This is a genomic window from Brevibacterium sp. CBA3109 (assembly GCF_040256645.1).
Classification (GTDB): domain Bacteria; phylum Actinomycetota; class Actinomycetes; order Actinomycetales; family Brevibacteriaceae; genus Brevibacterium; species Brevibacterium koreense.
Genome location: NZ_CP158281.1, coordinates 872,658 through 894,914, shown reverse-complemented (window position 1 = coordinate 894,914; position 22,257 = coordinate 872,658). Strand labels below are relative to the sequence as shown.

Genomic DNA, 22,257 nt, shown 5'->3' with positions numbered 1-22,257 from the left:
GGCACACGTCACTGATCGGCACTCGCCGGTCGGCTGACGCCGCACAACGTTGAGGGCAGCACACCGATTCGGTGTGCTGCCCTCAACGATTCTGACAAAGACTGACCAACGGTTGGTATGTTCTGCTCGAAGTTTTGAATTTCTTCGAGCAGAACATACCAACTGTTGGATGTCTGCCAGGTCAGCGGTCGGGCGGGTCGACTTCAGGCCTCCGCGGACTCCTCTGGGAGGTCCTCAACGCCTTCGGCCGACTTCTTCTTGCGCATGTGTGCCGCAGTGGCCATCGCACCACCTGCGGCAAGCAGACCAGCACCTCCGCCAAGCAGCGGCAGAGTGCTGTCGTTGCCGGTGCGCGGCAGGTCACCGCCACCGCCGGAGCCGGAGCCACCTGACCCCGAACCGCCTGACCCCGAACCGCCTGACCCCGAACCGCCTGACCCCGAACCGGACCCGCTCGAACCCGATCCGCCGTTCGAACCGGCATCACTCGCGCCGGCCGCTCCGGCCGCGGCGGCGTCTTTTGCACCGTCCTGCGATCCGCTCTTCGAGCCCTCGGACGAGCCGTCAGATCCATCGGCCGAGCCCTCAGCCCCATCGACTGAGTCCGACGAGCCGTCCTCGTTCCCTTCGGAGTCTGCGTCCGCGTCCTTCGGATCCTCTGTCGGCGGGTCGTTGGGCTCTTCGCCGCTGCCCTTGATCACCTGGACCACCGTCGGGCGGGGAATCGCGGCCACGCCCTTGTCGACATCCGTGGCGTCGACGTAGTCGGGGAACCGCGAGTGCTGATCCGAGTATTCGCCGTCCTCACCGGGGTGCTGGACGGCCACGAACGCCGAGTTGTAGGAGTCGTGGATGAGCGGTCCGCAGACCTCGCCTTCACACGGGACGGAGAGGAACTGCTCGACGCGTCCCCGCTGCTCACCCTCGATGGTGACCCTGAACAGGCCGTCGCAGTATCCGATGCCGTCGGGTGCACCATCGGTTGAGATCCACAGGTTGCCGGCGGTGTCGAAGGCGACATTGTCGGGGCAGGAGATCGGTGAGACCTGGTCGTCGGGGAAGCCTGCGAAGTAGGTTGCGTCGCCCTGCTTCGGGTCACCGCACACCAACAGCAGAGTCCAGTCGAACTCGGTGCCGGTGTGGTCGCCGCTGCGCTCGGTCAGTTCCACGATGTGTCCGTCGCGGTTCTCGGTGCGCGGGTTCGCCTCGTCGGCTGCGGCCTTGCCGTCCACGCCACGGTCCGAGTTGTTCGTGCACGCGACGTAGATCTTTCCGTTGACTGGGTTGGGCTCGACGTCCTCACAGCGGTCCATCTTCGTCGGGCCGACCTTGTCCGCTGCCAATCGGGTGTTGACCAGCACCTCTTCGATGGCCATTCCCGAGATCTGCGACTTGCCGTCCTTGATCAGCGGCAGCCACTGCCCGCTGCCATCGAACTCACCGTCGGTCGGCACCTCACCGCTGCCGTCGATCTCACCCTTCGGGGAGTTGCCCGTGAACTTCGCGACGAACAGGTCGCCCTTGGTCAGCAGGGTCATGTTGTGCGACAGGTCGCCTGCGATGTATTTGTCCGTGGAGACGAACTTGTAGAGGTAGTCGAACCTCTCATCATCGCCCATGTAGGCGACGGCCTGACCGGAATCGGCGATCGTGATGTTCGCACCCTCGTGCTTGAGGCGTCCCAGGTTCGTGTGCTTGAGCGGAGTCGATTCGGGATCTCGCGGGTCGACCTCGACGATCCAGCCGAATCGGTTGGCCTCGTTAGAGTAGCCGGAGTTGTTCGTGTCGAAGCGGTTCAGATCGGCTTCCCAGCCGTTCGCGGAGGCGTCGTTGCTCAGACCGTAGCGCTTGTCGGCCGCCGAGGTGCCCTGCGCCTTGAAATAGGAGTTGAAGTTCTCCTCCCCGGAGACCAGTGTTCCCCAGGGAGTCAGACCGCCCGAGCAGTTGCCCAGGGTGCCCTGGACCTTGTCGCCGCCTGGGTAGTCCTTGGTCCGGAGCAGGTCGGATCCGGCTGCCGGTCCGGTGAACTCGTATTCGGTGTCGATGAGGAACCGGCGGTGGTTCGCGCCGTTGACATCAACCTTCCACGGGGTCTTCTCATTGGTCCGAACCAGTTCCGCCACGGTCAGCCCGTGAGCGTCGCGGCTGATGGCGCGCTGGGTGGCTTTGTCTAAGGTGTCCGGGTACATGAGCGCGTCGTTCGTGTACTCCTGGTTCGAGAACAGGAGGGCACGGTTGCCGTCTCCACTGTCATCGACCTGGATCTGGAGGTAGTCGTTGTTGTACCCGAATTGGCGACGCTGCGATTCGACGCTCTGGTTCTCGGGATCGAACTTCGGCGCGTCCGGGAACAGCGGGTCACCCCAGCGCACGACGGGATGCCAGGAGTAGCCCTCGGGGACGATGAACTTGTCGACCTCGTGCTGGACCGGGTCGATTGCGGTGAAGTCGAGGCTGCCCCTGGTGCCGGCCGCTGCCGCGGCTGCACGCGTGGTCGGACTCGGTGCGGTCGTGACTGCGATGGTCAATGCTCCCGCCGCCGACGCCCCCAGCACTGCTCGGCGGGACAGCTGTGCCCCGACGATGTCACGGAAGTAGCTGTTGGACGACGTGTTGCAGATGGCCTTCGTGCACGCGTTGTCGCATTTGAGCGCGCAGGTGACGGGGCTGCGCTTGCCACGGACGTGGCCGGCCATGGGCAGAAGTTCACGTAGGGGTGCCATCGGTTCGGTTGTCTCCTCGGATCGGGTCTGTCGGCCCTACCTCGCGAAGCGGAGTCGGGCTCACCAGATCGAGACTGTCAGGAGCAGTTGGACCCAGAACCACCGGTGCATGAACTGCGCGTGAACCAGTTCAGCCGATGTCGACGAGGGCGAGGATTCCCGGTGCCAGGAAGCCCACGGCATCGATGATGAAGTGCGCCCACACCAACGGCATCAGTCTGCCCCTGCGCATGAAGTACCATCCGAAGATGATGCCCATGGCAACGTTTCCGATGAACGGCCCGATGCCCTGGTACAGGTGGTAGCTGGCACGAAAGACCGCCAGGCTGATGATGATCGGCCACATCCCGTAGCCCAGACGCTGGAGCCGTTCGGCCCCGAAGCCGAAGATGATGACCTCTTCGACGATGCCGTTCTTCGCTGCCGCCAGGATGAGCACGGGAACGGCCCACCAATGATCGCCGAGGTTGGCAGGCTGGATCTCGGCCGTGATCCCCAGGGCCCTGCCGCCCGCGTAGACGGCCAGAGTGCCGATGCCGATGATGGTGAAGATCAGCGTTCCACGACCGAAGTCTTTCCCGCTCTGACCGTTCACGCCCAGCCGTGTGCTCAGGGGCGGGGCATCGGTGTCGCGAGTGAGCAGGTAGAGGGCCAGGAGCACGGGCACAAGGGTGAAACCGATATCGAGGATCTGGTAGACGAGGTCGAACCCGGGCCGCGGCGACATCGAGGTGTTGAGCTTCGCCTGGGCTTCGCTGATCGGACCGCGGGAGGTGATGTCGGCCAAGCGCACAATCGCATAGACAGCGGATTGGCCCAGCGAGAGTGCGGCAACGAGACCGAGCTCGAACCACAGGCGTTTCTTCTCCTGTGGTTCGAGCTCGTCTCTCATGGATCCCACTGTAGTGGGCGAGGCATCAGTGCTTCGGTTCCTCACCTGTGTCAGGGCGCTCAACCGCAGTGCCCGAAGCCGGCGGGCTCGGCTCCTCGCGTTCGACTGTGGCCACTGACCCCGCCTCGGCGGTGGTGCCCGACCGCTTGCCGGAGCGGGCGCGGTCCGGCGCATCCGGACGTTGCTCGGCTCTCGCCTCGGCGACGTCGAGGACCTGGCCACGCGCCATGTTCTTCACGTACTTCTTCTCGGCCCGACGTTCCTTCGCCCCTTCGAGCACGAGGTAGAGGACAGGCACGAGGATGAGCGTGAGCAGGGTCGAGCTGACGAGACCGCCGATGACGACGATCGCCAGCGGCTTCGAGATGAACACACCCCCGCCGGTCAGGCCCAGCGCCATCGGCACGAGCGCGAAGATCGTCGCTGCCGCGGTCATGAGGATCGGACGATAACGCAGCCTGGCGCCATGGACGATCGCCGCGCGCAGATCGACGCCTCGAGTTCTGAAACGGTTGATCAGGTCGATGAGCACGATCGCGTTGGTGACAACGATGCCGATGAGCATGAGCAGACCGATCATCGACGTCAGGCCCAGCGGAGTGTCGGTCAGCAGTGACAGCCCGATGGATCCGGTGGCTGCGAACGGGATCGAGACCAGCAGGATCAATGGCTGCAGCAGCGACTTGAACGTGGCGACCATGATGACGAACACGATGAGGATCGCGGCCAGCATGGCCAAGCCCAGCTGGGAGAACGCGTCGTTCTGCTCCTGCGTGGCACCACCGGTGTCGACGCTCACCGAGTCGGGAACGTCGACCTCGTCCAGCGCTGACTGCACATCCGCGGACACGGTTCCCAAGTCGTCACCGGCGGGGGTCACCGACACCGTGGTCGAACGCTGAGAATCGGTGTGCCGGATCGTCGGTGCGGTCTTGACCTCTTTCACCTCGGCGACGTCACTGAGATCGATGAACCGGGGCTCAGACGTCGGCGCTGGAGCGCCGGCCATGGCCCCGGCCGCGCCGGCGTCACCTCCGGCTCCTCCTGCAGCACCAGCTCCGCCGTCTGCAGCACCAGCAGCGGGACCGGCTGGAGCGATCTCCTTCGGCTTGCCGGGGATCTTGAGGTCGCGCAGTTCGTCGACCGTGTCGGCGTTGCGGTCGAAGAGGAGCACCGAATGCGACACGTTGTCGATGACGACCTCACCGATGTTCTGGCCGTGCATCGCCCGCTGGACGTATTGGCCGATGGTTGCTTCCGTCAGGTTCTCCTCCGCGGCCTTCTTGTGATCGACCTTGACCTCGATGACGGGCTGGACCGCTTCGATGTCACTGGTCACCGACTGGGTGCCGGAGACGCCCTCGAGCTTGTCCGTGACGGCCTTCGTAGCGTCGTCGAGTTCTTTGGTGTCGGATCCCGACAGCGTGACGTCGATGGTCTGGGCACCGGGCATCGAACTCTGGCTCTGCACCTCGACCTGGCCGACGTCCTTGAGCCCGTCGAAGTCCTTCTGCAGCTCATCGGAGATCGACTGCGCCGAGATCCCCGACTTCGAGGTGACGATGTAGGTGCCTGTGATCGACGAATCGTTCGTGAATCCGAATGTGGTTCCGCCCACGGAGAGCTGATAGGACTCGACGTCGCTGTTGTCCTTGAGGATCTTCTCGACCGGTTCTGCCTGCTTCGAGGCTTCATCGAGGTCGGTGCCAGGGTCGAAGGTCTGCGAGATCTGCAGGCTGTCCTGGCCGGTGTCGCCGAAGAGTTCGGTCTTCAGCTGCGGAATCATCGCTCCGGTGCCGCCGAGGACGAGGACGGCGACCAGGATCATCACGACCGGGTGCTTGGTGGAGAACGAGATGAGCGGCATATAGGTCTTCTGCAGCCGTGTCACCGGCGAATGCATGCCGGCAAGCTCATCGACCTCACCGGTCTCCTCCGCGCTGGAGTCATAGCGCGGCGCTGTCGAGGTGGTGGCATCGCTTCTGGTGCGCACAGACCCAGCACCTGCAGTCCTGGACTCGGTGCCGGGCTCGTCATGGCGTCCGGCGGTGAGGATATTCTGCTTCTTGGACGCCTTCTTCGCGGCCTTGCTCTCACTCCTCCATTCGGAGAGCATTCCCTTGCGGTTCCGGCGGATCTCCGCCTTCTCCTCGCGGGTGAGTTTGACCTTCGCCTCACGCTGCCGCAGGAACCAGTAAGCGAGGACGGGCACGATCGTCAGCGCCACGAACAGGCTCGAGAGCAGGGCGATGGTGGCTGTCAGGGCGAAGGGTCGGAACATCTCTCCGGTCTGGCCGGAGACGAAGGCCAGCGGCAGGAACACGGCGACGGTCGACAGTGTCGAGGCGGTGATGGCCCCAGAGACTTCGGAGACGGCGGCGAGGATGTTCGCAAACTTCTCACCACCCGAGGCGTGCCGTCGTCGGATCGCCTCGATGACGACGATCGAGTCGTCGACGACGCGGCCGATGGAGATCGTCAGTGCTCCCAGTGTCAGCATGTTCAGGGTCTCACCGCCCATCCACAGCCCGACCAAGGCGATGAGCAGCGAGAGCGGAATAGAGATCGCCGTGATGATCGTGGCACGCACCGAGAGCAGGAACACGAGGATGACGAGGACCGCGAAGAACAGTCCCAGGCCGCCCTCGACGAGCAGATCGTGGATCGACTGTTCGATGAATGGTGCCTGATCGAACGCGGAGACGAACTCCGTGTTGTCCCCCATCGACTTCTCAAGATCGGGCAGCTTTTCGGCAACAGCATCGGAGACGTCAACGGTGTTGGCGTCGGATTCCTTCATGATCGACACCGACAGTGAAGGCTGTCCGTTGGTGCGCGAGATCGACTCGACGGGTTGGTTCGCGATCGTGACGTCGGCGACGTCGGAGAGCTTGACCGGGTCGTCCTTGCCGCTGATGACAAGGTCCTGGATGGCATCCACGGAGCGGATGCGGGTGCCGACCTCGACCGGTGCCGTGCCCTCGTCGCTCTTCAGTTCGCCCGCCGAGGTGGGGATTCCATTGGCCTGGAGGATGCCGGCGATCTCGTCGAGGTTGGCGCCCTCATCCTCGAGGTCATCGCGGCGGATGGTGACCTCGACCTGTTTGGTCTTCGCACCGGAGATCAGGACCTGTGAGACGCCGTCGATCTTCTTCAGTTCGGGTTCGGCGATGTCATCAAGGTTGGCGGCGAGTTTGTCCTCGTCTGCGTCCGAGGTTACGGACAGTGCGAGGACGGGGATGTCATCGGTTCCAGCCGTGTTCACGGTGGGTTCGACCCCGTCGGGCAACCGGGCCTGGACCTGTGAGACTGCCCGCTGGAGGGCCTTGACCACATCGTCGGAGTCTTCGCCGTACTTCGTGCTCACTGTGATCGAGGAGCTGCCCGCCGAGGAGGTCGAGGTCATGTCCTCGACCTCGGGCAGAGCCGTCAGCACACCTTCGAGGGGGTCGGTGACCTCCTGTTCCACGGCCTCGGGCGTCGCACCTTCGTATGAGGCGGTGACCGTGGCCTGCGGGTTGTCCAGTGAGGGGAACAGCTCCTGTTTGAGAGCTCCCGCTCCGATGATGCCGAAGATGATGGCGACGACGGAGATGAGCGCAATGAGTGCGCGATTCCTCAGGCTCAAACGGGTCAGAAAACTCACGTGGTGACTCTCTTGTCGATGCATGTGCGCAGAGATCGTCTGCAAGGAAATGATGTTGTTTACATCAATACTAGCGATTCACACTATCCAAAACACGTGAGTGGACCCTGAGCGCATACTCCCTGGCCGAGCTCAGTTCAGATCGCCCTCGATCCGCTCATCCCGCTCGGCTGTGCGCACCACGCGGGGTTTGGTCTCACGGCCGGTGAACCAGAAAGCGGCAGCTACGACGCCGAGGAGCCCGGTGAGCAGGAATGCCCACGAATAGTCGAAGCGATCGACGATGGCACCGGCGATGATGGGACCGACGATGGCGCCGCCGTCGAGGGCCATCTGGTATCTCGAGAGCACGCGGCCGCCCTTGCGATCACGCCCGATGACGTCGGCCACGGTTGCCTGCTGGGCCGGGTTCGCGAGTCCGGAGCCGACGCCGGCGACGATGGAGAATACGAAGAACACCCAGATCGCGTCTGTGAAGGCCAGTGCAGCGGTGGTCAAGCCGAGGATCAGCAGTCCCCATTGGATGAAGGGCTTGCGCCCGTAGGTGTCCGCATACCTGCCGACGACGGTGACAGCTGAAGCATTGCCTATCGCGAACATCGTCAGCGCCAACCCGGCCACGGCGGTGTCGGCCTTGAGCGCCTGGATAGCGAAGAGCGGGTAGATGGCCACACGGATACCCATCGCCGACCAGCCCTGGACGAACGCCGAGAACAGTGCACTGCGGTAGGCCGAGTCCTGCCACGCCTGCCGGAAGGTCATGACCTCCTGCTCGGGATCGTCCTTGGCCGCATCGAGGCGAGCGCGCCCCAGTTTCGTCGAGGACCCGGCCTCCGCAGTGGAGGCGAGGAAAATACGGACGACGATGGCCGCAATGAGGAGGCCGACGGCGTAGATGATGAACGGGATGCGCATTCCCCATCCGGCCATCGCACCGCCGAGGACGGGGCCGGCGATATTGCCGACGAGGAAGGCAGTGGCATAGGTGCTCGAGGCCTTGGCCCTGGCATCGATCGGAGCCAATCTGATGATCAGCGCCATCGCGGAGACACTGAACATCGTCGAGCCGATGCCGCCCAGCCCACGGAAGACCAGCAGCTGCCAGTAGCTCTGTGCGAAGGCGACGGCCGCGGTGGAGACGGCGACGATGAGGAGGCCGGTGATGTAGATGCGCCGTTCACCGAAGGCGTCGACGAGGCGGCCAGAGGAGGGCGAGAACACGAACCGGAAGAAAGCGAAGGATGAGACGACGATCGTGGCGGCGGTGACTCCGAAGTTGAAGCTCGCCGCGAACTGCGGAAGCACGGGGGCGATGATGCCGTAACCCAACGCCACGATGAAGGCGGCCGCGACAAGGACGTAGATCTCCTTGGGCAGTCGGCGCGAGGCAACGTTCGACTCTGTCTGCTCGTCGTCTTTGTTCGTCACGTCGTCGTTGTTCGTCACGTCATCATTCGTCGAGTCGCCGGTCACAGGGTATCGAGAAACTGGTCAGGGTCCGGCAGCGGTCGGGTGCTGTGGGCCAGGCGCTGTCGGTAGCGTTCGGGGACCGCCCCGATGTAGAGCCAGCCCATGAGCAGTTCCTTGTCCTTGAGTCGGTGGAGTCTGCGCACGGCGGGTGCGTTGGTGAGGTTTCCGCTGCGCCACATGACACCCCAACCTGCCTGCCACAGAGCGAGTTCGAGCAGGTGACCGGCGCCGGCCGCGGTGGCGTGCTGTTCCCATTCGGGGACTTTGGGGTTGTCCTGAGGTGAGGCCACGAGTGCCAGGAGAAGTTCTGCCCGCAGCGGCTTCGCGTTGATCTCACCGGCCTTCCGGTGCACTTCTCCTGCGTCGTCGAGTGCTTTGCCGAGGCGGATCCGGTCGTCACCACGGATGATGATGAACCGCCAGGGCTTGAGCCCCTTGTGATCGGCGACCGAGGAGACCGCGTGGATGAGTTCACGCAGGTCAGAGTCGTTGGGCGTCTCCGGGTCGAGTTTGGAGATCGATCGTCGGGTGGAGATCGCGTGCAGCACGGGGTCGGCCACGATGTCGATGGAGCTCGGCACAGAATAGTCCGGGCCCTGTCGGTGCGCGGGGCGCAGAGTCTGTTCATCGGGGTCTGATGCCTCGTCAGTTGTCGGACCTGCGGCCAGCTTCTTCGCCCAGGGGCCGGTCTCGCCGTCGAGGAAGTGGGAGCGCACGCGACCCTTCGTCACCTCGCAGGCACCGTCGTCCTTCTTAGGCTTCTTCGCGCCGCTGTGCTTCTTCGAGCCTCGATGTTCAGACGAGTCCTTGTGTTTCGACATTCAGCTCACCCAATCCGCAAACGCCTCCCGTGCGTGGGACAGCTTCGGATCAATGATGACACGGCAGTATCCGTTGTTGCGGTTCTCGGTGTAGAAGTCCTGGTGGACCGCCTCGGCGGTATGGAAGACACCCAAGGGTTCGAGGGTCGTGACGATCGGGCGGTCGAAGATCTCCTGCGCCTCGATGATGGCGGCACCGAACCGGGCCTTCTCGTCATCGTCGGCGTAGAACATGGCCGACCGGTATTGGGTGCCGACGTCGTAGCCCTGCGCATTGAGACTCGTGGGATCGTGTCCGGTGAAGAAGAGGCCCAGGATGACGCTTTCGGGGACGATTTCCGGATCGAATGTCACCTGCAGTGCCTCGGCGTGACCTGAGGTGCCGGAGCAGACTTCGCGGTAGTGCGGATTCGGGGTACGGCCGCCGGTGTATCCGGAGATCACCGAGGTGACTCCAGTGGTCCGCTGGTAGACGGCGTCGAGGCACCAGAAGCATCCAGCGCCCAGGGTCAGGGTACGAAGTTCACTCATATTCCGTACAACCATGATGTGGCCGAGTTATTCCCGATCAAGTTCACATGAGCATGCCGCTGGGCAGGGTGAACCCGAGCTCGGCGGCAGCCTTCTGCGTTGAGGGTTGGCTCCAGAACCGCGCGACCGAGGTGTTCGTTGCCAGGGACCGCATCTCCGCTTTATCGAGGAACATGATGCCTTCGAGGTGATCGGTCTCATGCGCGACGATGCGTGCCGACCACCCGGAGACCACCTCGGCGATGGCCGTGCCGTCGAGGCTCTGGCCTTGCAACTCGATTTCGCGGGGACGGGCCACGACCGCCTGATAGCCGGGGATCGACAGGCAGCCTTCGAAGAAGGCGACGTCCTCGGAGGTGGCGGGAGTGTAGCCGGCGTTGAGGACGACGCGCAGGGGCATCGGTCTCCGTTGCCGCACCTCGGCAGTCTCGGGGTCGAGGCTGCCGGGGTCTTCGGCCACGAACATCGACAGACCGATGCCCACCTGCGGTCCGGCGAGTCCCACCCCTGGCGCGGCGAGCATGGTTGCCCGCATCACCTCGGCGAGTTGGGCCAGTTCCGCGTCATCGACCTGCCCGTCGAAGGGGCGAGTCACCGAGCGCAGGATCGGGTCGCCGGCCTCGACGATCGGGGCCACTCCCCCACCAGTCTCTGCCGCGGCGAGGACGGACCGGATCTGGGCGGCGATGAGCGCATCGGCGTCGTTCATGTTCTCACTTCCTCCACTGCGCTCAGACGTCTCGCGCGACGATGAGTTCGGCGTGCTTGAGCAGGGGCGCGTCGATCATCTTGCCGTCGTAGGCGAAGGCGCCCTTCTCACTCTGCGCGAGATCGAGTACGGCCTTCGCCCAGGTCAGCTGCTCTTCGCTGGGTCGGAACGCGTCGCGGACGACGGGAACATGGTTGGGGTGGATGGAGACCTTGCCGCTGAAGCCGGACTGGACGGCGTCCTCGGCTTCCTCTCCCAGTCCGTCGAGGTCGGGGATGTTCGCCCAGATCGAGTCGAGGGCGAACTTGCCGTGTGCGCGGGCGGCCAACAGGGTCGAGCTGCGCACGTGTTTGGCCACGTCGCGGTAGCTTCCGTCGGCGGTCCGCGACGATCCCCCGCCGAGGTCGGCGATGAGGTCTTCGGAACCCCACATCAGTGCGTAGGCGTTGGGTGCTGCGGCGATCTCGGCGACGTTGACTGCGCCCAGGGCCGTCTCGATCAGTGCGATGACCTGGTAGTCGCGAAGGACCGTGAGGTCAGAGGCGTGCTCGGCCTTCGGCAGCATGACGGCCGTGTACTCGGTCTTGGCGAGCATCGCGAGATCTTCGCCGAGGTGCTCTGAATCCCGGGCATTGATGCGGACCACCGTGCGGGTGGGGTCGAGCGGATAGTCGATGATCGCTTCGCGTGCGGTGGCTTTGTCGGCGTCGTTGACCGCGTCCTCGAGGTCGAGGATGACGATGTCGGAACGCTGTGCGGCCTTCGCATAGCGGTCCGGACGGTCGCCCGGGACGAAGAGCCAGGCGGGTTTGAATTCCAATGCCATTGTGGTGCTCACTTTCCGGAGTCGGGCTGCGCGGTCTCGGCTGGCCGGGCGGCCTGACTGGCGTGGCTGGAGTCGAACATCATGGTCTGGCGCACGGCTTTGGCGACGAGAGTTCCGTCTTGGTTGTAGCCGCGGTGTTCAAGCGTCACGATGCCCTGTCCGGGGCGTGACTTCGAGTTTCGTTTGTCCAGGATCGTCGTCTCGGCGTACAGGGTGTCGCCGTGGAAGAGCGGGGCGGGGAAGGCGACCTCGGAGAAGCCGAGGTTGCCCACGATCGTGCCCTGAGTCAGCTGTGTGACCGAGAGTCCGATGAGGGTGGAGAGGGTGAACATCGAGTTGACGAGTCGCTGGCCGAAGGGCTCGGTTGCTGCGAAGGCCGCGTCGAGGTGCAGGGCCTGCGTATTCATGGTCACGGCGGTGAACCAGGTGTTGTCCGCCTCGGTGATGGTCCGTCCTGGTGCGTGCTTGTAGATCGCCCCGACTTCCATCTCGTCCAACCACAGGCCTCGTTGTTCGATGACCTTCTGCTCACTCATGCGTCACTCCTCTGTGTCACTGACCACTTGTCGTGTTGTGAGTTTATCGCCTGGAGCCCAACGACAGGCACCCCGGGTCCAGGTACGGACCTGAACACTACCGAGACCATCCCTCGAGGCAAGGGCGGTTTCGTTCGAGTGAAACCGCAAGCTGCGAAACCCGACTAGGCTGGTGGCATCGGCTCAACGACTATCTTCAGGAGAGACATGGATCGCGATTCGATCGAATGCTGGTTGACCGACATGGACGGCGTCCTGGTCAAGGAGAACAATCCCTTACCGGGCGCGGCCGAGCTCCTGGCACAGTGGCGACAGGCAGACATTCCCTACCTCGTGCTGACGAACAATTCGATCTACACTGCTCGGGACCTCTCGGCACGGCTGCGCTCGAATGGTCTCGAGGTTCCCGAGACCCACATCTGGACCTCTGCCATGGCCACCGCCGATTTCCTGTCCAATCAGGTCGAGCACGGCACCGCCTATGTCGTCGGCGAGGCGGGACTGACCACGGCCATCCATGAGGCCGGATTCGTCATGACCGAGAAGGACCCGGACTTCGTCGTCGTCGGCGAGACCCATTCCTACTCCTTCGAGGCCATCACAAAAGCGATCCGACTCATCGACGGCGGTTCACGCTTCATCGTGACCAACCCTGATGCCACCGGACCCAGCCCCGAAGGCGTTCTCCCGGCAACTGGGGCCATTGCCGCGCTGATCACCAAGGCCACCAACCGTGACCCCTATGTCGTGGGCAAACCGAATCCGATGATGTTCCGCTCCGCACTGAACAAAATCGGCGCCCACTCGATGTCCACCGCGATGATCGGCGACCGGATGGACACCGACATCATCGCGGGCATGGAAGCGGGTATGCACACGGTGCTCGTCCTCTCGGGGATCTCCACCGCCGAGGATGTGCGCCGTTTCCCCTTCCGTCCCAATGAGATCGTGGGCGGAGTCCACGATCTCCTCGAGGTCCCTCTCGACCAGCGGGAGACGCTGGGCCCGGACGTCACCGGCTCCGCCTGAGTGTGAGCTTCACCGGTGCGTGGCGGTCTACTGACAACGCTTCGTGGCGGCCCTGCAGTTTTTCGTGCATCCGGTTTATGCTCGCACCTAGTGTCTTGTAACGCATAGGTTTTGAGACAGTCAGGATAAGAGACGCCAACCCACCAAGTCTCGTCACATCGCCAACGAGATTTATATAACTGCAGACTACGTCCCATCAGGGGTCCCACAAATACCCGCAACTTTAGCTCAACACGAACCCGGTCAGCGCGATTACGATAACTCCCGCTACGGTCAGCCAGGTAGACCATGCCACGCGGCAGTGCTTTCGCCAGGCGATCGTAGACATGCGGACAACCTGGCGCGTCACGCTTGAGAGTGGATCATGCTCGTCGAGTGCTGTTGCAAGATTATCGGGGTCCCAAAATCGAGCATGGCCAAAATAGATGAAATTGCTCTTCGCTTCCTCTTTAAGGTTGCCGAGACGAAGAGCAGGCGCTACTGCCCAAGCGGCCAGGACCGCTGCCGTGACAAATAGGAGAATTGATAGGTCATAGAGAAGCTGAAACGGGCCAGTGCTAACTCCGTGAAACACCATCCCCTCAGAAGATAAAGCTATAGAAGTTGTTATTGCGGCAGCGTCAAGAGTGAGAATGAAACCAGCCTTTGCGTCTACTTTGCCAGTCCACTCCATTTGAGCAGAGTGAAGCTTCCAAGCCGTATCAATGGGGTCTGGCATTCAGATCTTCCACCATGCGTTCGTGTGATAAAGCGGAGCATAGCCACCCAACGCTTGCCTGCCGTCTGAGCTGCGCCAAAAGTTGCCACCATCGGGTAGAAGCTTCTGCGGATCCATCAGAGCGTCGTAGACAGCTTCGGTGATGTTGATTGGCCACAACCGATAGTCACTGAGATGCGCGGCATCATTAGGGGCATCACCAATGGAAATAAGGTCGTTGTTTTCCCGAGCTCCGCCCCGAACGATAAGCGCTTCGCCAGTGTCGATGCCGATGCCGTGGCCAATCGTGTAGCTCTTGGCGATGTCGCTCCATCTCCTCTCTATTGCTGGGGCGATCACACATTCTACTGCCCAATTGATAGCCAACGCGGCCCGAACTGCATCGTTGTTCTTGCTCTTCCCAATGAAGATGGCCATAACCCTGTCGCCGTCAAAACTGCGAATCTCGCCGCCCTTGTGCCGAAGTATGCGGACTGCCGTGTTTATATAAGCCCGGATTATCTTCGCAGCAACCTCGTTCTGCTTGATATGGGCCAATCTACTTGAGCCCGCCAGGTCCGCATACAAATATGTTGCGTCAACTACACGTCCACCGTTCTTCATAACGATGTCACTAGTTTCGGGCACGACAGTCCCATTTGTAATATTCCAAGGCTCATTCAAGATATCGAACACCGACGTCTCGACTTCAGGGTACATAACGGGCTCCTGCGTAGATTCGCTTTGGAGCCGACTGTAGCAGTGGCCTCTGACACGTAGTGGCAAATTGCGGAAACTCGCGAAGGGCCACTTTGCTCTCAAAACCCTAGGGTCATGACACACTCCGCTGACGGCTTGGAGCCAGTATCGGTGACACCATACCTTGTACCAGTGCTAGGTAGTGGAAGTTGTTTCGGACACTACGAGCGCAAGTAGATGCATCGATGTCTTTACTGCTTCTTCCATTCGCCACAGTGCTCGGCGGAGAACGAATAGTCGGATGAACTGATTGTGACTTCGACCCGGAACCCGCTATTGACGAAATTGTTATCAATTATCTCGCCTGCCGAGTCCAGCCGTTCCCAATAGCATCCGTCAAATGCGTCATCAGTCTCTGCAACGTACGTCCCCGGCTGAATGTCATCGCCCACCTTGTAGGTTCCGTCGTTGAAAATTTCGCCTCGGTCTCTTGCCTCTTCCTCTTCTTGTCCCTCAGCCATGCGCTCCACCACAGTCTTTCGATCGGGATGGTCAGGGCAAAGTACAAGTGCTCCGTTTACCTCATCAATCTGGCTAGAGGACCAAGGCAGGTACTGTTCGAGGTCCCCCATGTCCGCCTCAGCGCAAATCGAATAGAGAGTGTCTACACTCTTCATCTCATCGTATCCAGCGGTTTCAACGGCCTCATGCTCTTTGTCGGTGAGCGTGTATTTATTGAAGAAGGAATCGTCCGTGAGGTCATCCTGAGAGTTGTAGCTCACGCCGCATGATTCACGTTCTTCGCGCGGGCTATCCCAGGCCTCTTCTGGAGTAGAGAAATTGTTGAAGACTTCGCTCTCCGAGTCATGGCATTCAATCGTAATGTCCTGACCTGGACTCAGGGGCGGTGGTGCTTCCGTTGTCTCCGCGACTGTTTCGACTGGACTTGGTACATCAGTAGAGCCTTCATCATCCGAAGGAGAAGCTGCGCAGCCCGTCAAAATAAGAGCAATCACAGGCGCAACCAGCGCTGGTCCAAGAATTCTTTTCACACCTTGAGGATACCCTAAAATTCGAAGAGGAACTTTGCTGATTGAACGCGATGACAAGGAAGAACCAAACCATCGGTGCCACGGTAAGAACGCAGAAAGATTGATGCCCTATCACTGGCAGTGACTATCCTCAATTTTCAGATGAAGTCGAGATCACCGCTTAACTCTATGTACGTTCGGTTCGCGTGGTGGTTGCGGATGTGCTGATGACGCACTTCACTGGCCGGAAACGTCGAATAGCTCCTAGCGAAGCGCCTAATGGACGGCTTGAGCATCCGCAGGGATCGGTGCGTTGGGATATTGCAATCTCGTCCATTACATCGCCAGGGGGAATACTGGAGGTACGGAATTCAGGCCCCACCTACATTCCTAAATGCGAAGAGCTCGACTTCTTATGGGATAATCCAGTTATGGAGCGAATAATACATGTTTCGAATACCGGCCACGTACCTCTAAAGTGGGGCACGATTGCGTTTCTCGTAGGTTATGCTGTTCTGTTCGCATCGGGGCTGGGGGCAAACACTGTGGCCCTCGTAATCGGGTCAGGTGCCACCATAATCGTCCTCGCCGGCGCCGTGACATGGGTGGTAGGCCTGGTGATGCGGATTACGTTCAACAGGAAATCTGCCAAACCGCTCCTCTTCACCGCGGGCGAGAAAACCGCGCTCATTGGTATTGCTGTAGCCGTTGTGGGCATCCTTCTGATTAACGGCAGTCTCGACGAAGACGGTCAAGGAGTTGCCCGGATCGTTGGAGTTCTCGGGTTCGTCGCGTCTGCTGGAGGTGCCCTTTGGCATCTGTTAACGCCGCGTCAACGTTCGGCCACCAAGTAGTAGGGGCTCGGGGGCTTCCTCTCCTTACTCTTCTATTTCTTCGCACCCAAAGCACTCCAGCGACGATGGACCCGCAAAGCTAGTAACCGAAACTGGAAACCAAACCTCAGAGCAGGTCATGAGTTGTTAGAACCGCTGGTGAGACGTCTCTTAACCCTAGGGATACGAGACGTCTCACTGACGAGGAAATCACACCGTGCCTGAGTGGGCCGGGCTTTGCGGATTCTGTGAGCTTTAGCGATAGATGGCGGTGTTCTTTCAGCGCCCTGTGGCGGTCGTTCACTTTCTACGCGCAAGCTGGAACTACCAACGAGCACCAGCTATGGTCGGTGGTTATGAATGCGGAAGAATGGACGCATGAACGAATTCGAATCATCTGTGCCGGTTAACCGTTACGAATCGACTGTCGATTGGCGCGCGGTCGACGAATACTTCGCTTCGACTCTTCTGCAAGAAGACGGTGCTCTCGTTGCGGCCCGTAATGCAGGCCTCGCGACCACGATGCCCAATGCCGAGGTCGCCGCCAACCAAGGCGCGTTCTTGAAGCTGCTGGCCCAGATTTCTGGTGCTCGGCGAGTACTCGAATTCGGCACGCTGGCAGGCTACTCGACGATCTGGCTCGCACGAGCAGTCGGCGAACAGGGACAAGTCGTCACGCTCGAACTTGAACCTGAGAATGCTGCAATCGCCGAGGAGAATTTTCTTGCCGCTGGCGTTGCTCATCGAATCGAGACGATTATCGGACCGGCAACGGAATCGGCAGAGCGGCTGATCAACGATGCTACCGAGGCGTTCGACTTCGTATTCATCGATGCCGACAAGCCGAACAACCCCGCCTACCTCGCAGCAGCCCTCAGGCTCACATGTCCCGGTGCAATCATCGTCATCGACAACGTTGTTCGTGACGGGGCCGTAGCGGAGGCCGCAAGTGCCGACCCGAGAGTTCAAGGGGTACGTAGGGTAGCTGAGGACATTGCAGCCCATCCTGAGCTGGACGGCACGGCTCTCCAGACAGTAGGCGAAAAGGGATGGGATGGACTCATTATCGCCCGGCGACACTGAACCAACAGTAGGCCAAGCGATAGGGCAAATGGTCGGCTTTGCTGTTCACCTGGTGGGGCCGAAGCGGCGATCGGCGGCGTTTTGACAGAGTGAATTCGCGTTGCTGCTCTTGCCTCCGTCATCCGTGGCCCTGACGCGTCATATTGGATCATGTGACACCGGTGTCGAGACAGGTCAGACCAACACTGCGCGTTCGGTTTAAAGGGCGCAAACGCTAGTGGCATGGATGCCGAAGAAGGTGGTGAGTTTCTGTTTCCCCGACTTCTGCGAAGCCTTCGCGTTCGTATAGCCGCTTCGCTCTGGCATTGACTTTGTGGACCTGGAGCCGCACCCCACGGTCAGCTTTTGCAGACTGTTCCACTACCCAGGTGAGAGCGGCGGCACCGATGCCTTGACCTTGTCGAGCCGGGGTAACTTCAATCAGCTCTAACCAGGTGTCTTCCTCGCGCCTTCCCAGATAGAGTGCGCCAACGTCGGCGCCCTCCGATACAAGTATGAACACATCATGGCCCTCGATAAGTGGGCCGAAGAACTCTTGCTGTTGTGCAACCAGCCAAGGGCCATAAGCAGCTTCTACCAATTCTTTATGAGTATCTTCGTGGAGCTGGAACAGCCAAGCTTCATCTTCGTATGTGGCAGCGCGGGTCGAAATCGTCATCTATCAATTCTCCTACAGAGCCGAGACTATCCACATGAGTTCCATCGGTAAATCGTGGTCTGCTACCGAAACTTTCTAGCAGCTCTGGGGCGAACGCTCGCGTCTTCCGTTGCTTGGACGTGCCAAAATGGCGATATGCCAAACTCAAACCGTTCCCTCGCCGGTGGCAGTGAGGAGTGGGCATCGAGCTTAATTTTCTCCGCAATGACAATTCGATCAAGTCACGAGATTGCCGATACGTGGAAATACCCTCACCCCTTTGACTTCTACGACGCCACAGCGGATCCAGACGACTACCACGAGTTCGTCACACCGACCTTGTGGCCCGAAGTGTTCCAGCAGATCCATTGTCACGGGGATCTGGTGGGATTCTTTTGCGCCCATCCCATCCTTGAGGGCACCGCTTTCGAATTGAGTCTTGGCCTGCACCCGAGCCTGACGGGGAACGGTTGGGGACACGGCTTCGTGAACTCCTGCCTGACTTGGTTGGACGACCATGAATATCGAGGGCGCATGGTGCTTAGTGTTGCCTCATTCAATATGCGCGCCATCAAGGCCTACCAAGCAGTGGGCTTCGTCAAGATTCGTGACTATGCCCAGATGACCAATGGCGGCACCTATGATTTTGTCGAGATGGAACTCGTCCGAAACACGTAAGCACCCACCTACAGACGGGCCCACAGTGAGACCGCAGATGCGCGGTGTTGAGCATCGCCTCGTCAGCAGTGTGAGTAGAACTGCCCAATCGCAGCGAAACGAGTTTGAAAATGTCAGAGATTGAGCCCAAATGGGAGACCATCGATCGCTCCCTGGTCCACGACGGGCGCGTGATCCTCTACGACCATACTGTGGCTCTGCCTGATGGTTCACATACTCAATACGAAGTCGACGCGAGCATTCCCTTTGCAGCCGCTGTGCTTCTTGTCAGCGGAGGGCACGTGTTAGTCACGCGACAGTATCGTTACCCGATAAATCGCTGGATCTTCGATCTACCTGCCGGCGGAGCCCAAGATGACGAAGAGCCGATAGACACAGCCCGCCGCGAACTCGAAGAAGAAGCGGGGATCGTGCCGATAAGCTTGGTGCCCCTCCATACCTTCTTCTTGAACCCTGGCCGGGCAAGCTGGCCCGTGCACCTCTTCTTTTCGTCAGAGGCAACGACAAGCCGGACCGCGTCTCGGGACGATCCGGCGGAACAGGTTAGCGCTGTTTGGCTACGAGTAGAGGAGCTGGACTCGTTGATCGTCAAAGGTGAGATCGTCGATCCAGCCCTGATTATTGCGCGGACGATGGCCGCTAGCCGCGAACTTATGCCACCTCTTGAACTTCTATGTCATCAGACTGTAGAGACGGTTGGTACAAGACAATCGATTTCTCCTGCGCGTCGGTAATATTCGATGTGTGGTCGCGATGCGTCATGGTCGACGAAAGCAAAAAGTACGTCGAAGGCTGGCGCAATTTGCTCGTATATTTCAGGGGCTCGACCACGAAGACGTAATCGCAGATATGAACCACCGGGCACGACGGTTTCATCAAGGTTGAGATCGTTGTTAACGTCTCTGTCGAGGCGAACCGATGCCATCCGGTACACGCCCAGGTCGTCATAGAACAGACCCATCATTCGCCGACCTCGTAGTGAGTCAAAAGAGCTTTCGAATTCGGGCCAGGCGCGTTGGATTGCCGGTAGGTTGAGCGGTACGTCGCGGCTGAGTGCGTAGGAGTCTTCTAGCAAGAGATCGTCGATGCGGCCAAGTTCATGGTTCTTGGGGTACGAGTCCATGACTGTATGTTTACAGGATTTTAGAGCTATTTCTCAATGGTTGGTTCCGACGACGGGCAATAGGTTATCGGTCGACCCTAGTGTCGTCTCGTAATCCTTTAGCTTTTTGAGACATCAAGGCATCTCGAATCTAGTGACCGACTCGGCCCGGTTTCACAGGGTTGAGAACGTCTTATAATCTCGTCTCGTCGCTTTTTGTCTCATAGTCGTGACTTTTTGGATTTTGTGAGTCATTCTTGAAGCATGAGACTTCTGGGATACACGCGAGTCAGTACTGCCGGACAAGATGCGCAGCTCCAACTCGATGCACTCGTCGGTGCGGGAGTCCAGAAACGAGATGTTTTCTCAGACGTAACCTCTGGGAGCAAGACGGCAAAACAGCGACCTGGAATGAGGCAGCTGCTTGAATATGCCGAAGACGGAGACACGGTCGTCGTGTGGCGCATCGACCGCCTTGGCCGTTCGCTCCTTGATGTTCTGGCGACCGTGAACCACCTCCGGGACCGAGGCGTGAAGGTTCGATCTGTCTCAGACAACATCGACCCCGAGACTTCATCGGGTCGGATGATGTTGGGAATGCTCGCCACTTTGGCTGAGTATGAACGTGAGCTCATCACCGAACGCGTCAACGCGGGCATTGCCGTAGCCAAGCAGAACGGAACGAAATTCGGCAGGCCGCCGGTGAACCCGGACGACATCGCCCAGAAGCTCTCTATCGCTGAAGACGCCCGTGCCAAGGGACGCACCGCTAGAGATGCGGCACGCTTGGTGGGCTGGTCGAGAGCCACCTTGTATCGACACCGTCAGGCTGCCGGCTCTGACGACGCACTGGCGGGGCCGGTGTGAGATGGACGGGCCGGAGAAATGGCGAATCCTTCTTCTGGCCGTTGGTAAGCGATGGCAAATCCGTGCATTCCACACCAGAAGCTGATGCTCTGCTGGACGTCGTTGACCAATAGTTCCGGAACAAGGCCGGGTTCGAACTGAGTAGAGCTCACGACCCCATAGTTTCAGACGGCAACAGTATTTGGTGGACTCTCGACGCCATTGAGCTCTGAAGAATCACCCCCACTCACCGTTCGACCTCCCAGCCTACGCGCGTCGAGATGACACCAGCAGTGGCTCGCTACACCCGTTGAAAACTCTGCCCGTGTGGCCCGACAAGGGCGTAGGGACTTCCGTTATGGGCAAGGATGGTGCGCCCTTGAATATCTAAGCTGATCTGAGAGCTAACAGACGGCAGTACACCGGCACCTTCGTTGCTAACCCAGGTTACGTTGTCCAACGATTTGATCAGTTCAACGAAGCGGTGTCGATGGGATTCGGGCAAATAGTTCAGAACCGCGCTATGGAAGACGACAACGTTCGCGCCCTGCGGAGCCTGCGCGACAAGATCTGGTAACTCATCAACCAGGTCGCCTTCGACGAGAAGCGGGGGATCGTTCGCCACGATTTTAGCCGCTTCGCGCAACCGTTCGCGTCGTTCATCATGTTCTGGCCAGATGAGTGCTTCGAGCCAGTCGAGTTGTTCCTGATTGTTCACGTCAAGCGGATTCAGGTCGATTCCGGCCCGCCATGCAACCTCGGGAAGAGCTGAAGGCACGCTAGCGCTGTCTATGACACAAGGTATTTCGACTCGACTGGGCCCTGAAGCTGGATGGACGAATTGGGTAGTCGAATCATCATCCCTGTACCGATAGCTGTATCTATCGGGGTAAAGCGTGAGTCCTGCCGATGCTCCAACTTCGATGAGCGCCAACGGTCCTCTGAGTTCTGAGAGCAACGGCAGCAGAACTGCGCAGCGCGCTGCCTCGTTCGTTTGAGTTGACCGCTCCATAATAACTGGCGCAACTTCACCCCAGTGATCTACTAGCCACTTACCAAATTCGGAATAAGGCTCTAGCGGTGCACCGACAAAACGAGCAGCGGCGAAAACAAGGTTGGGCTGCTTCTTGTTTCCAGGCAGGTCGGCAATTAGCGTCCTGACCGTCGGGTCATTCGAGATACCTACAGCCCAGTCGTAATACGTATCGGAAATACCTAGCGCTTCAAGCTCGGCAAACCTCTTATAGCCTTTCGCTACGCGATCTTCCATGTTGCCACGATACCGTGCTTCGACTTCGATCCACCGATGTGCTTGGAATGGGCTTGAATATCGTGGTCAGAGAACGGTGGTGTGCCGAACGTAGGCATAGATGGCAGGAGTCGCATTCCGGTCGTCCATGTGGCCCGCTGTCGCTCCGTTGCGACGCTGATACTCAAGATGAGCAACGAACTCAAGAACGCCACAGAA

The 22,257-nt window shown here is 60.1% G+C and carries 21 protein-coding genes; 5 read left to right on the top strand and 16 right to left on the bottom strand.

Annotated elements, in window-relative coordinates; translation table 11 throughout:
- Positions 1–203: 203 nt before the first annotated feature.
- From AAFP32_RS04040 to AAFP32_RS04000, 9 genes are all read right to left on the bottom strand, one after another.
- On the bottom strand, positions 204–2,723 hold the full coding sequence (locus tag AAFP32_RS04040) for a PhoX family phosphatase (RefSeq protein WP_350270743.1): 2,520 nt from the start codon (positions 2,721–2,723) through the stop codon (positions 204–206).
- Positions 2,724–2,853: 130 nt separating this feature from the next.
- Positions 2,854–3,615 (bottom strand): CPBP family intramembrane glutamic endopeptidase, encoded by a 762-nt coding sequence (locus tag AAFP32_RS04035; protein ID WP_350270742.1) that lies wholly within the window; start codon positions 3,613–3,615, stop codon positions 2,854–2,856.
- A gap of 25 nt (positions 3,616–3,640) precedes the next feature.
- A complete protein-coding gene (locus AAFP32_RS04030) occupies positions 3,641–7,261 on the bottom strand; it encodes an efflux RND transporter permease subunit (RefSeq protein ID WP_350270741.1) in 3,621 nt (1,206 codons plus the stop codon).
- A 132-nt stretch (positions 7,262–7,393) separates the two neighbouring features.
- Positions 7,394–8,707 (bottom strand): MFS transporter, encoded by a 1,314-nt coding sequence (locus AAFP32_RS04025; protein ID WP_350270740.1) that lies wholly within the window; start codon positions 8,705–8,707, stop codon positions 7,394–7,396.
- Positions 8,708–8,730: 23 nt separating this feature from the next.
- The gene (locus AAFP32_RS04020; protein ID WP_350270739.1) at positions 8,731–9,552 is read right to left on the bottom strand and encodes a nitroreductase family protein; all 822 of its coding nucleotides are present in this window, start codon (positions 9,550–9,552) and stop codon (positions 8,731–8,733) included.
- Positions 9,553–10,083, bottom strand: coding sequence for a peptide-methionine (S)-S-oxide reductase MsrA (msrA, locus tag AAFP32_RS04015; RefSeq protein ID WP_350270738.1), 531 nt, complete (start codon positions 10,081–10,083; stop codon positions 9,553–9,555).
- 43 nt (positions 10,084–10,126) lie between these two features.
- Positions 10,127–10,792: a peptide deformylase gene (locus tag AAFP32_RS04010; protein WP_350270737.1), complete on the bottom strand. Its 666-nt coding sequence runs from the start codon at positions 10,790–10,792 to the stop codon at positions 10,127–10,129.
- 22 nt (positions 10,793–10,814) lie between these two features.
- Positions 10,815–11,618: a CoA ester lyase gene (locus tag AAFP32_RS04005; protein ID WP_350271450.1), complete on the bottom strand. Its 804-nt coding sequence runs from the start codon at positions 11,616–11,618 to the stop codon at positions 10,815–10,817.
- A gap of 8 nt (positions 11,619–11,626) precedes the next feature.
- Complete coding sequence (locus tag AAFP32_RS04000) at positions 11,627–12,154, bottom strand: MaoC family dehydratase (RefSeq protein ID WP_350270736.1); 528 nt, start codon at positions 12,152–12,154, stop codon at positions 11,627–11,629.
- A 207-nt stretch (positions 12,155–12,361) separates the two neighbouring features.
- Between AAFP32_RS04000 and AAFP32_RS03995 the strand changes: the two genes are divergently transcribed.
- The gene (locus AAFP32_RS03995) at positions 12,362–13,183 is read left to right on the top strand and encodes an HAD-IIA family hydrolase (RefSeq protein WP_350270735.1); all 822 of its coding nucleotides are present in this window, start codon (positions 12,362–12,364) and stop codon (positions 13,181–13,183) included.
- A 223-nt stretch (positions 13,184–13,406) separates the two neighbouring features.
- On the opposite strand, the gene AAFP32_RS03990 is transcribed toward AAFP32_RS03995, so the two are convergent.
- The 4 genes from AAFP32_RS03990 to AAFP32_RS03975 form a co-directional block, all read right to left on the bottom strand.
- A complete protein-coding gene (locus AAFP32_RS03990) occupies positions 13,407–13,901 on the bottom strand; it encodes a Pycsar system effector family protein (protein WP_350270734.1) in 495 nt (164 codons plus the stop codon).
- Positions 13,902–14,600 (bottom strand): adenylate/guanylate cyclase domain-containing protein, encoded by a 699-nt coding sequence (locus AAFP32_RS03985; protein ID WP_350270733.1) that lies wholly within the window; start codon positions 14,598–14,600, stop codon positions 13,902–13,904. It lies immediately after the preceding gene.
- Positions 14,601–14,830: 230 nt separating this feature from the next.
- On the bottom strand, positions 14,831–15,631 hold the full coding sequence (locus AAFP32_RS03980; RefSeq protein ID WP_350270732.1) for a hypothetical protein: 801 nt from the start codon (positions 15,629–15,631) through the stop codon (positions 14,831–14,833).
- Between the two features lie 542 nt (positions 15,632–16,173).
- Positions 16,174–16,428, bottom strand: a complete 255-nt coding sequence (locus AAFP32_RS03975; protein WP_350270731.1) for a hypothetical protein — start codon at positions 16,426–16,428, stop codon at positions 16,174–16,176.
- Between the two features lie 393 nt (positions 16,429–16,821).
- Between AAFP32_RS03975 and AAFP32_RS03970 the strand changes: the two genes are divergently transcribed.
- Positions 16,822–17,526 (top strand): O-methyltransferase, encoded by a 705-nt coding sequence (locus AAFP32_RS03970; RefSeq protein ID WP_350270730.1) that lies wholly within the window; start codon positions 16,822–16,824, stop codon positions 17,524–17,526.
- Between the two features lie 214 nt (positions 17,527–17,740).
- On the opposite strand, the gene AAFP32_RS03965 is transcribed toward AAFP32_RS03970, so the two are convergent.
- On the bottom strand, positions 17,741–18,184 hold the full coding sequence (locus tag AAFP32_RS03965) for a GNAT family N-acetyltransferase (RefSeq protein ID WP_350270729.1): 444 nt from the start codon (positions 18,182–18,184) through the stop codon (positions 17,741–17,743).
- Positions 18,185–18,319: 135 nt separating this feature from the next.
- On the opposite strand from AAFP32_RS03965, the gene AAFP32_RS03960 reads away from it, so the two are divergent.
- Both AAFP32_RS03960 and AAFP32_RS03955 read left to right on the top strand, forming a co-directional pair.
- A complete protein-coding gene (locus tag AAFP32_RS03960; RefSeq protein WP_350270728.1) occupies positions 18,320–18,841 on the top strand; it encodes a GNAT family N-acetyltransferase in 522 nt (173 codons plus the stop codon).
- A 110-nt stretch (positions 18,842–18,951) separates the two neighbouring features.
- Complete coding sequence (locus tag AAFP32_RS03955; protein ID WP_350270727.1) at positions 18,952–19,575, top strand: NUDIX hydrolase; 624 nt, start codon at positions 18,952–18,954, stop codon at positions 19,573–19,575.
- Here the strand turns inward: AAFP32_RS03955 and AAFP32_RS03950 are convergent.
- A complete protein-coding gene (locus tag AAFP32_RS03950) occupies positions 19,521–19,964 on the bottom strand; it encodes an AraC family transcriptional regulator (RefSeq protein WP_350270726.1) in 444 nt (147 codons plus the stop codon). The two genes, AAFP32_RS03955 and AAFP32_RS03950, sit on opposite strands and share 55 nt — an antisense overlap.
- Positions 19,965–20,207: 243 nt before the next feature.
- Between AAFP32_RS03950 and AAFP32_RS03945 the strand changes: the two genes are divergently transcribed.
- Positions 20,208–20,810, top strand: a complete 603-nt coding sequence (locus AAFP32_RS03945; protein WP_350270725.1) for a recombinase family protein — start codon at positions 20,208–20,210, stop codon at positions 20,808–20,810.
- Between the two features lie 280 nt (positions 20,811–21,090).
- Here AAFP32_RS03945 and AAFP32_RS03940 read toward each other — a convergent pair whose 3' ends face one another.
- Complete coding sequence (locus AAFP32_RS03940; RefSeq protein ID WP_350270724.1) at positions 21,091–22,059, bottom strand: DUF2332 domain-containing protein; 969 nt, start codon at positions 22,057–22,059, stop codon at positions 21,091–21,093.
- Positions 22,060–22,257: the final 198 nt, after the last annotated feature.

Coding starts and splice junctions, on each gene's coding strand:
- AAFP32_RS04040 (WP_350270743.1), bottom strand. CDS start 2,723: ATGGCACCCCTACGTGAACTTCTGCCCATGGCCGGCCACGTCCGTGGC.
- AAFP32_RS04035 (WP_350270742.1), bottom strand. CDS start 3,615: ATGAGAGACGAGCTCGAACCACAGGAGAAGAAACGCCTGTGGTTCGAG.
- AAFP32_RS04020 (WP_350270739.1), bottom strand. CDS start 9,552: ATGTCGAAACACAAGGACTCGTCTGAACATCGAGGCTCGAAGAAGCAC.
- msrA (WP_350270738.1), bottom strand. CDS start 10,083: ATGAGTGAACTTCGTACCCTGACCCTGGGCGCTGGATGCTTCTGGTGC.
- AAFP32_RS04010 (WP_350270737.1), bottom strand. CDS start 10,792: ATGAACGACGCCGATGCGCTCATCGCCGCCCAGATCCGGTCCGTCCTC.
- AAFP32_RS04005 (WP_350271450.1), bottom strand. CDS start 11,618: ATGGCATTGGAATTCAAACCCGCCTGGCTCTTCGTCCCGGGCGACCGT.
- AAFP32_RS04000 (WP_350270736.1), bottom strand. CDS start 12,154: ATGAGTGAGCAGAAGGTCATCGAACAACGAGGCCTGTGGTTGGACGAG.
- AAFP32_RS03995 (WP_350270735.1), top strand. CDS start 12,362: ATGGATCGCGATTCGATCGAATGCTGGTTGACCGACATGGACGGCGTC.
- AAFP32_RS03990 (WP_350270734.1), bottom strand. CDS start 13,901: ATGCCAGACCCCATTGATACGGCTTGGAAGCTTCACTCTGCTCAAATG.
- AAFP32_RS03985 (WP_350270733.1), bottom strand. CDS start 14,600: ATGTACCCTGAAGTCGAGACGTCGGTGTTCGATATCTTGAATGAGCCT.
- AAFP32_RS03975 (WP_350270731.1), bottom strand. CDS start 16,428: ATGCCAAAGGGCACCTCCAGCAGACGCGACGAACCCGAGAACTCCAAC.
- AAFP32_RS03970 (WP_350270730.1), top strand. CDS start 16,822: ATGAACGAATTCGAATCATCTGTGCCGGTTAACCGTTACGAATCGACT.
- AAFP32_RS03965 (WP_350270729.1), bottom strand. CDS start 18,184: ATGACGATTTCGACCCGCGCTGCCACATACGAAGATGAAGCTTGGCTG.
- AAFP32_RS03960 (WP_350270728.1), top strand. CDS start 18,320: ATGCCAAACTCAAACCGTTCCCTCGCCGGTGGCAGTGAGGAGTGGGCA.
- AAFP32_RS03955 (WP_350270727.1), top strand. CDS start 18,952: ATGTCAGAGATTGAGCCCAAATGGGAGACCATCGATCGCTCCCTGGTC.
- AAFP32_RS03950 (WP_350270726.1), bottom strand. CDS start 19,964: ATGGACTCGTACCCCAAGAACCATGAACTTGGCCGCATCGACGATCTC.
- AAFP32_RS03945 (WP_350270725.1), top strand. CDS start 20,208: ATGAGACTTCTGGGATACACGCGAGTCAGTACTGCCGGACAAGATGCG.
- AAFP32_RS03940 (WP_350270724.1), bottom strand. CDS start 22,059: ATGGAAGATCGCGTAGCGAAAGGCTATAAGAGGTTTGCCGAGCTTGAA.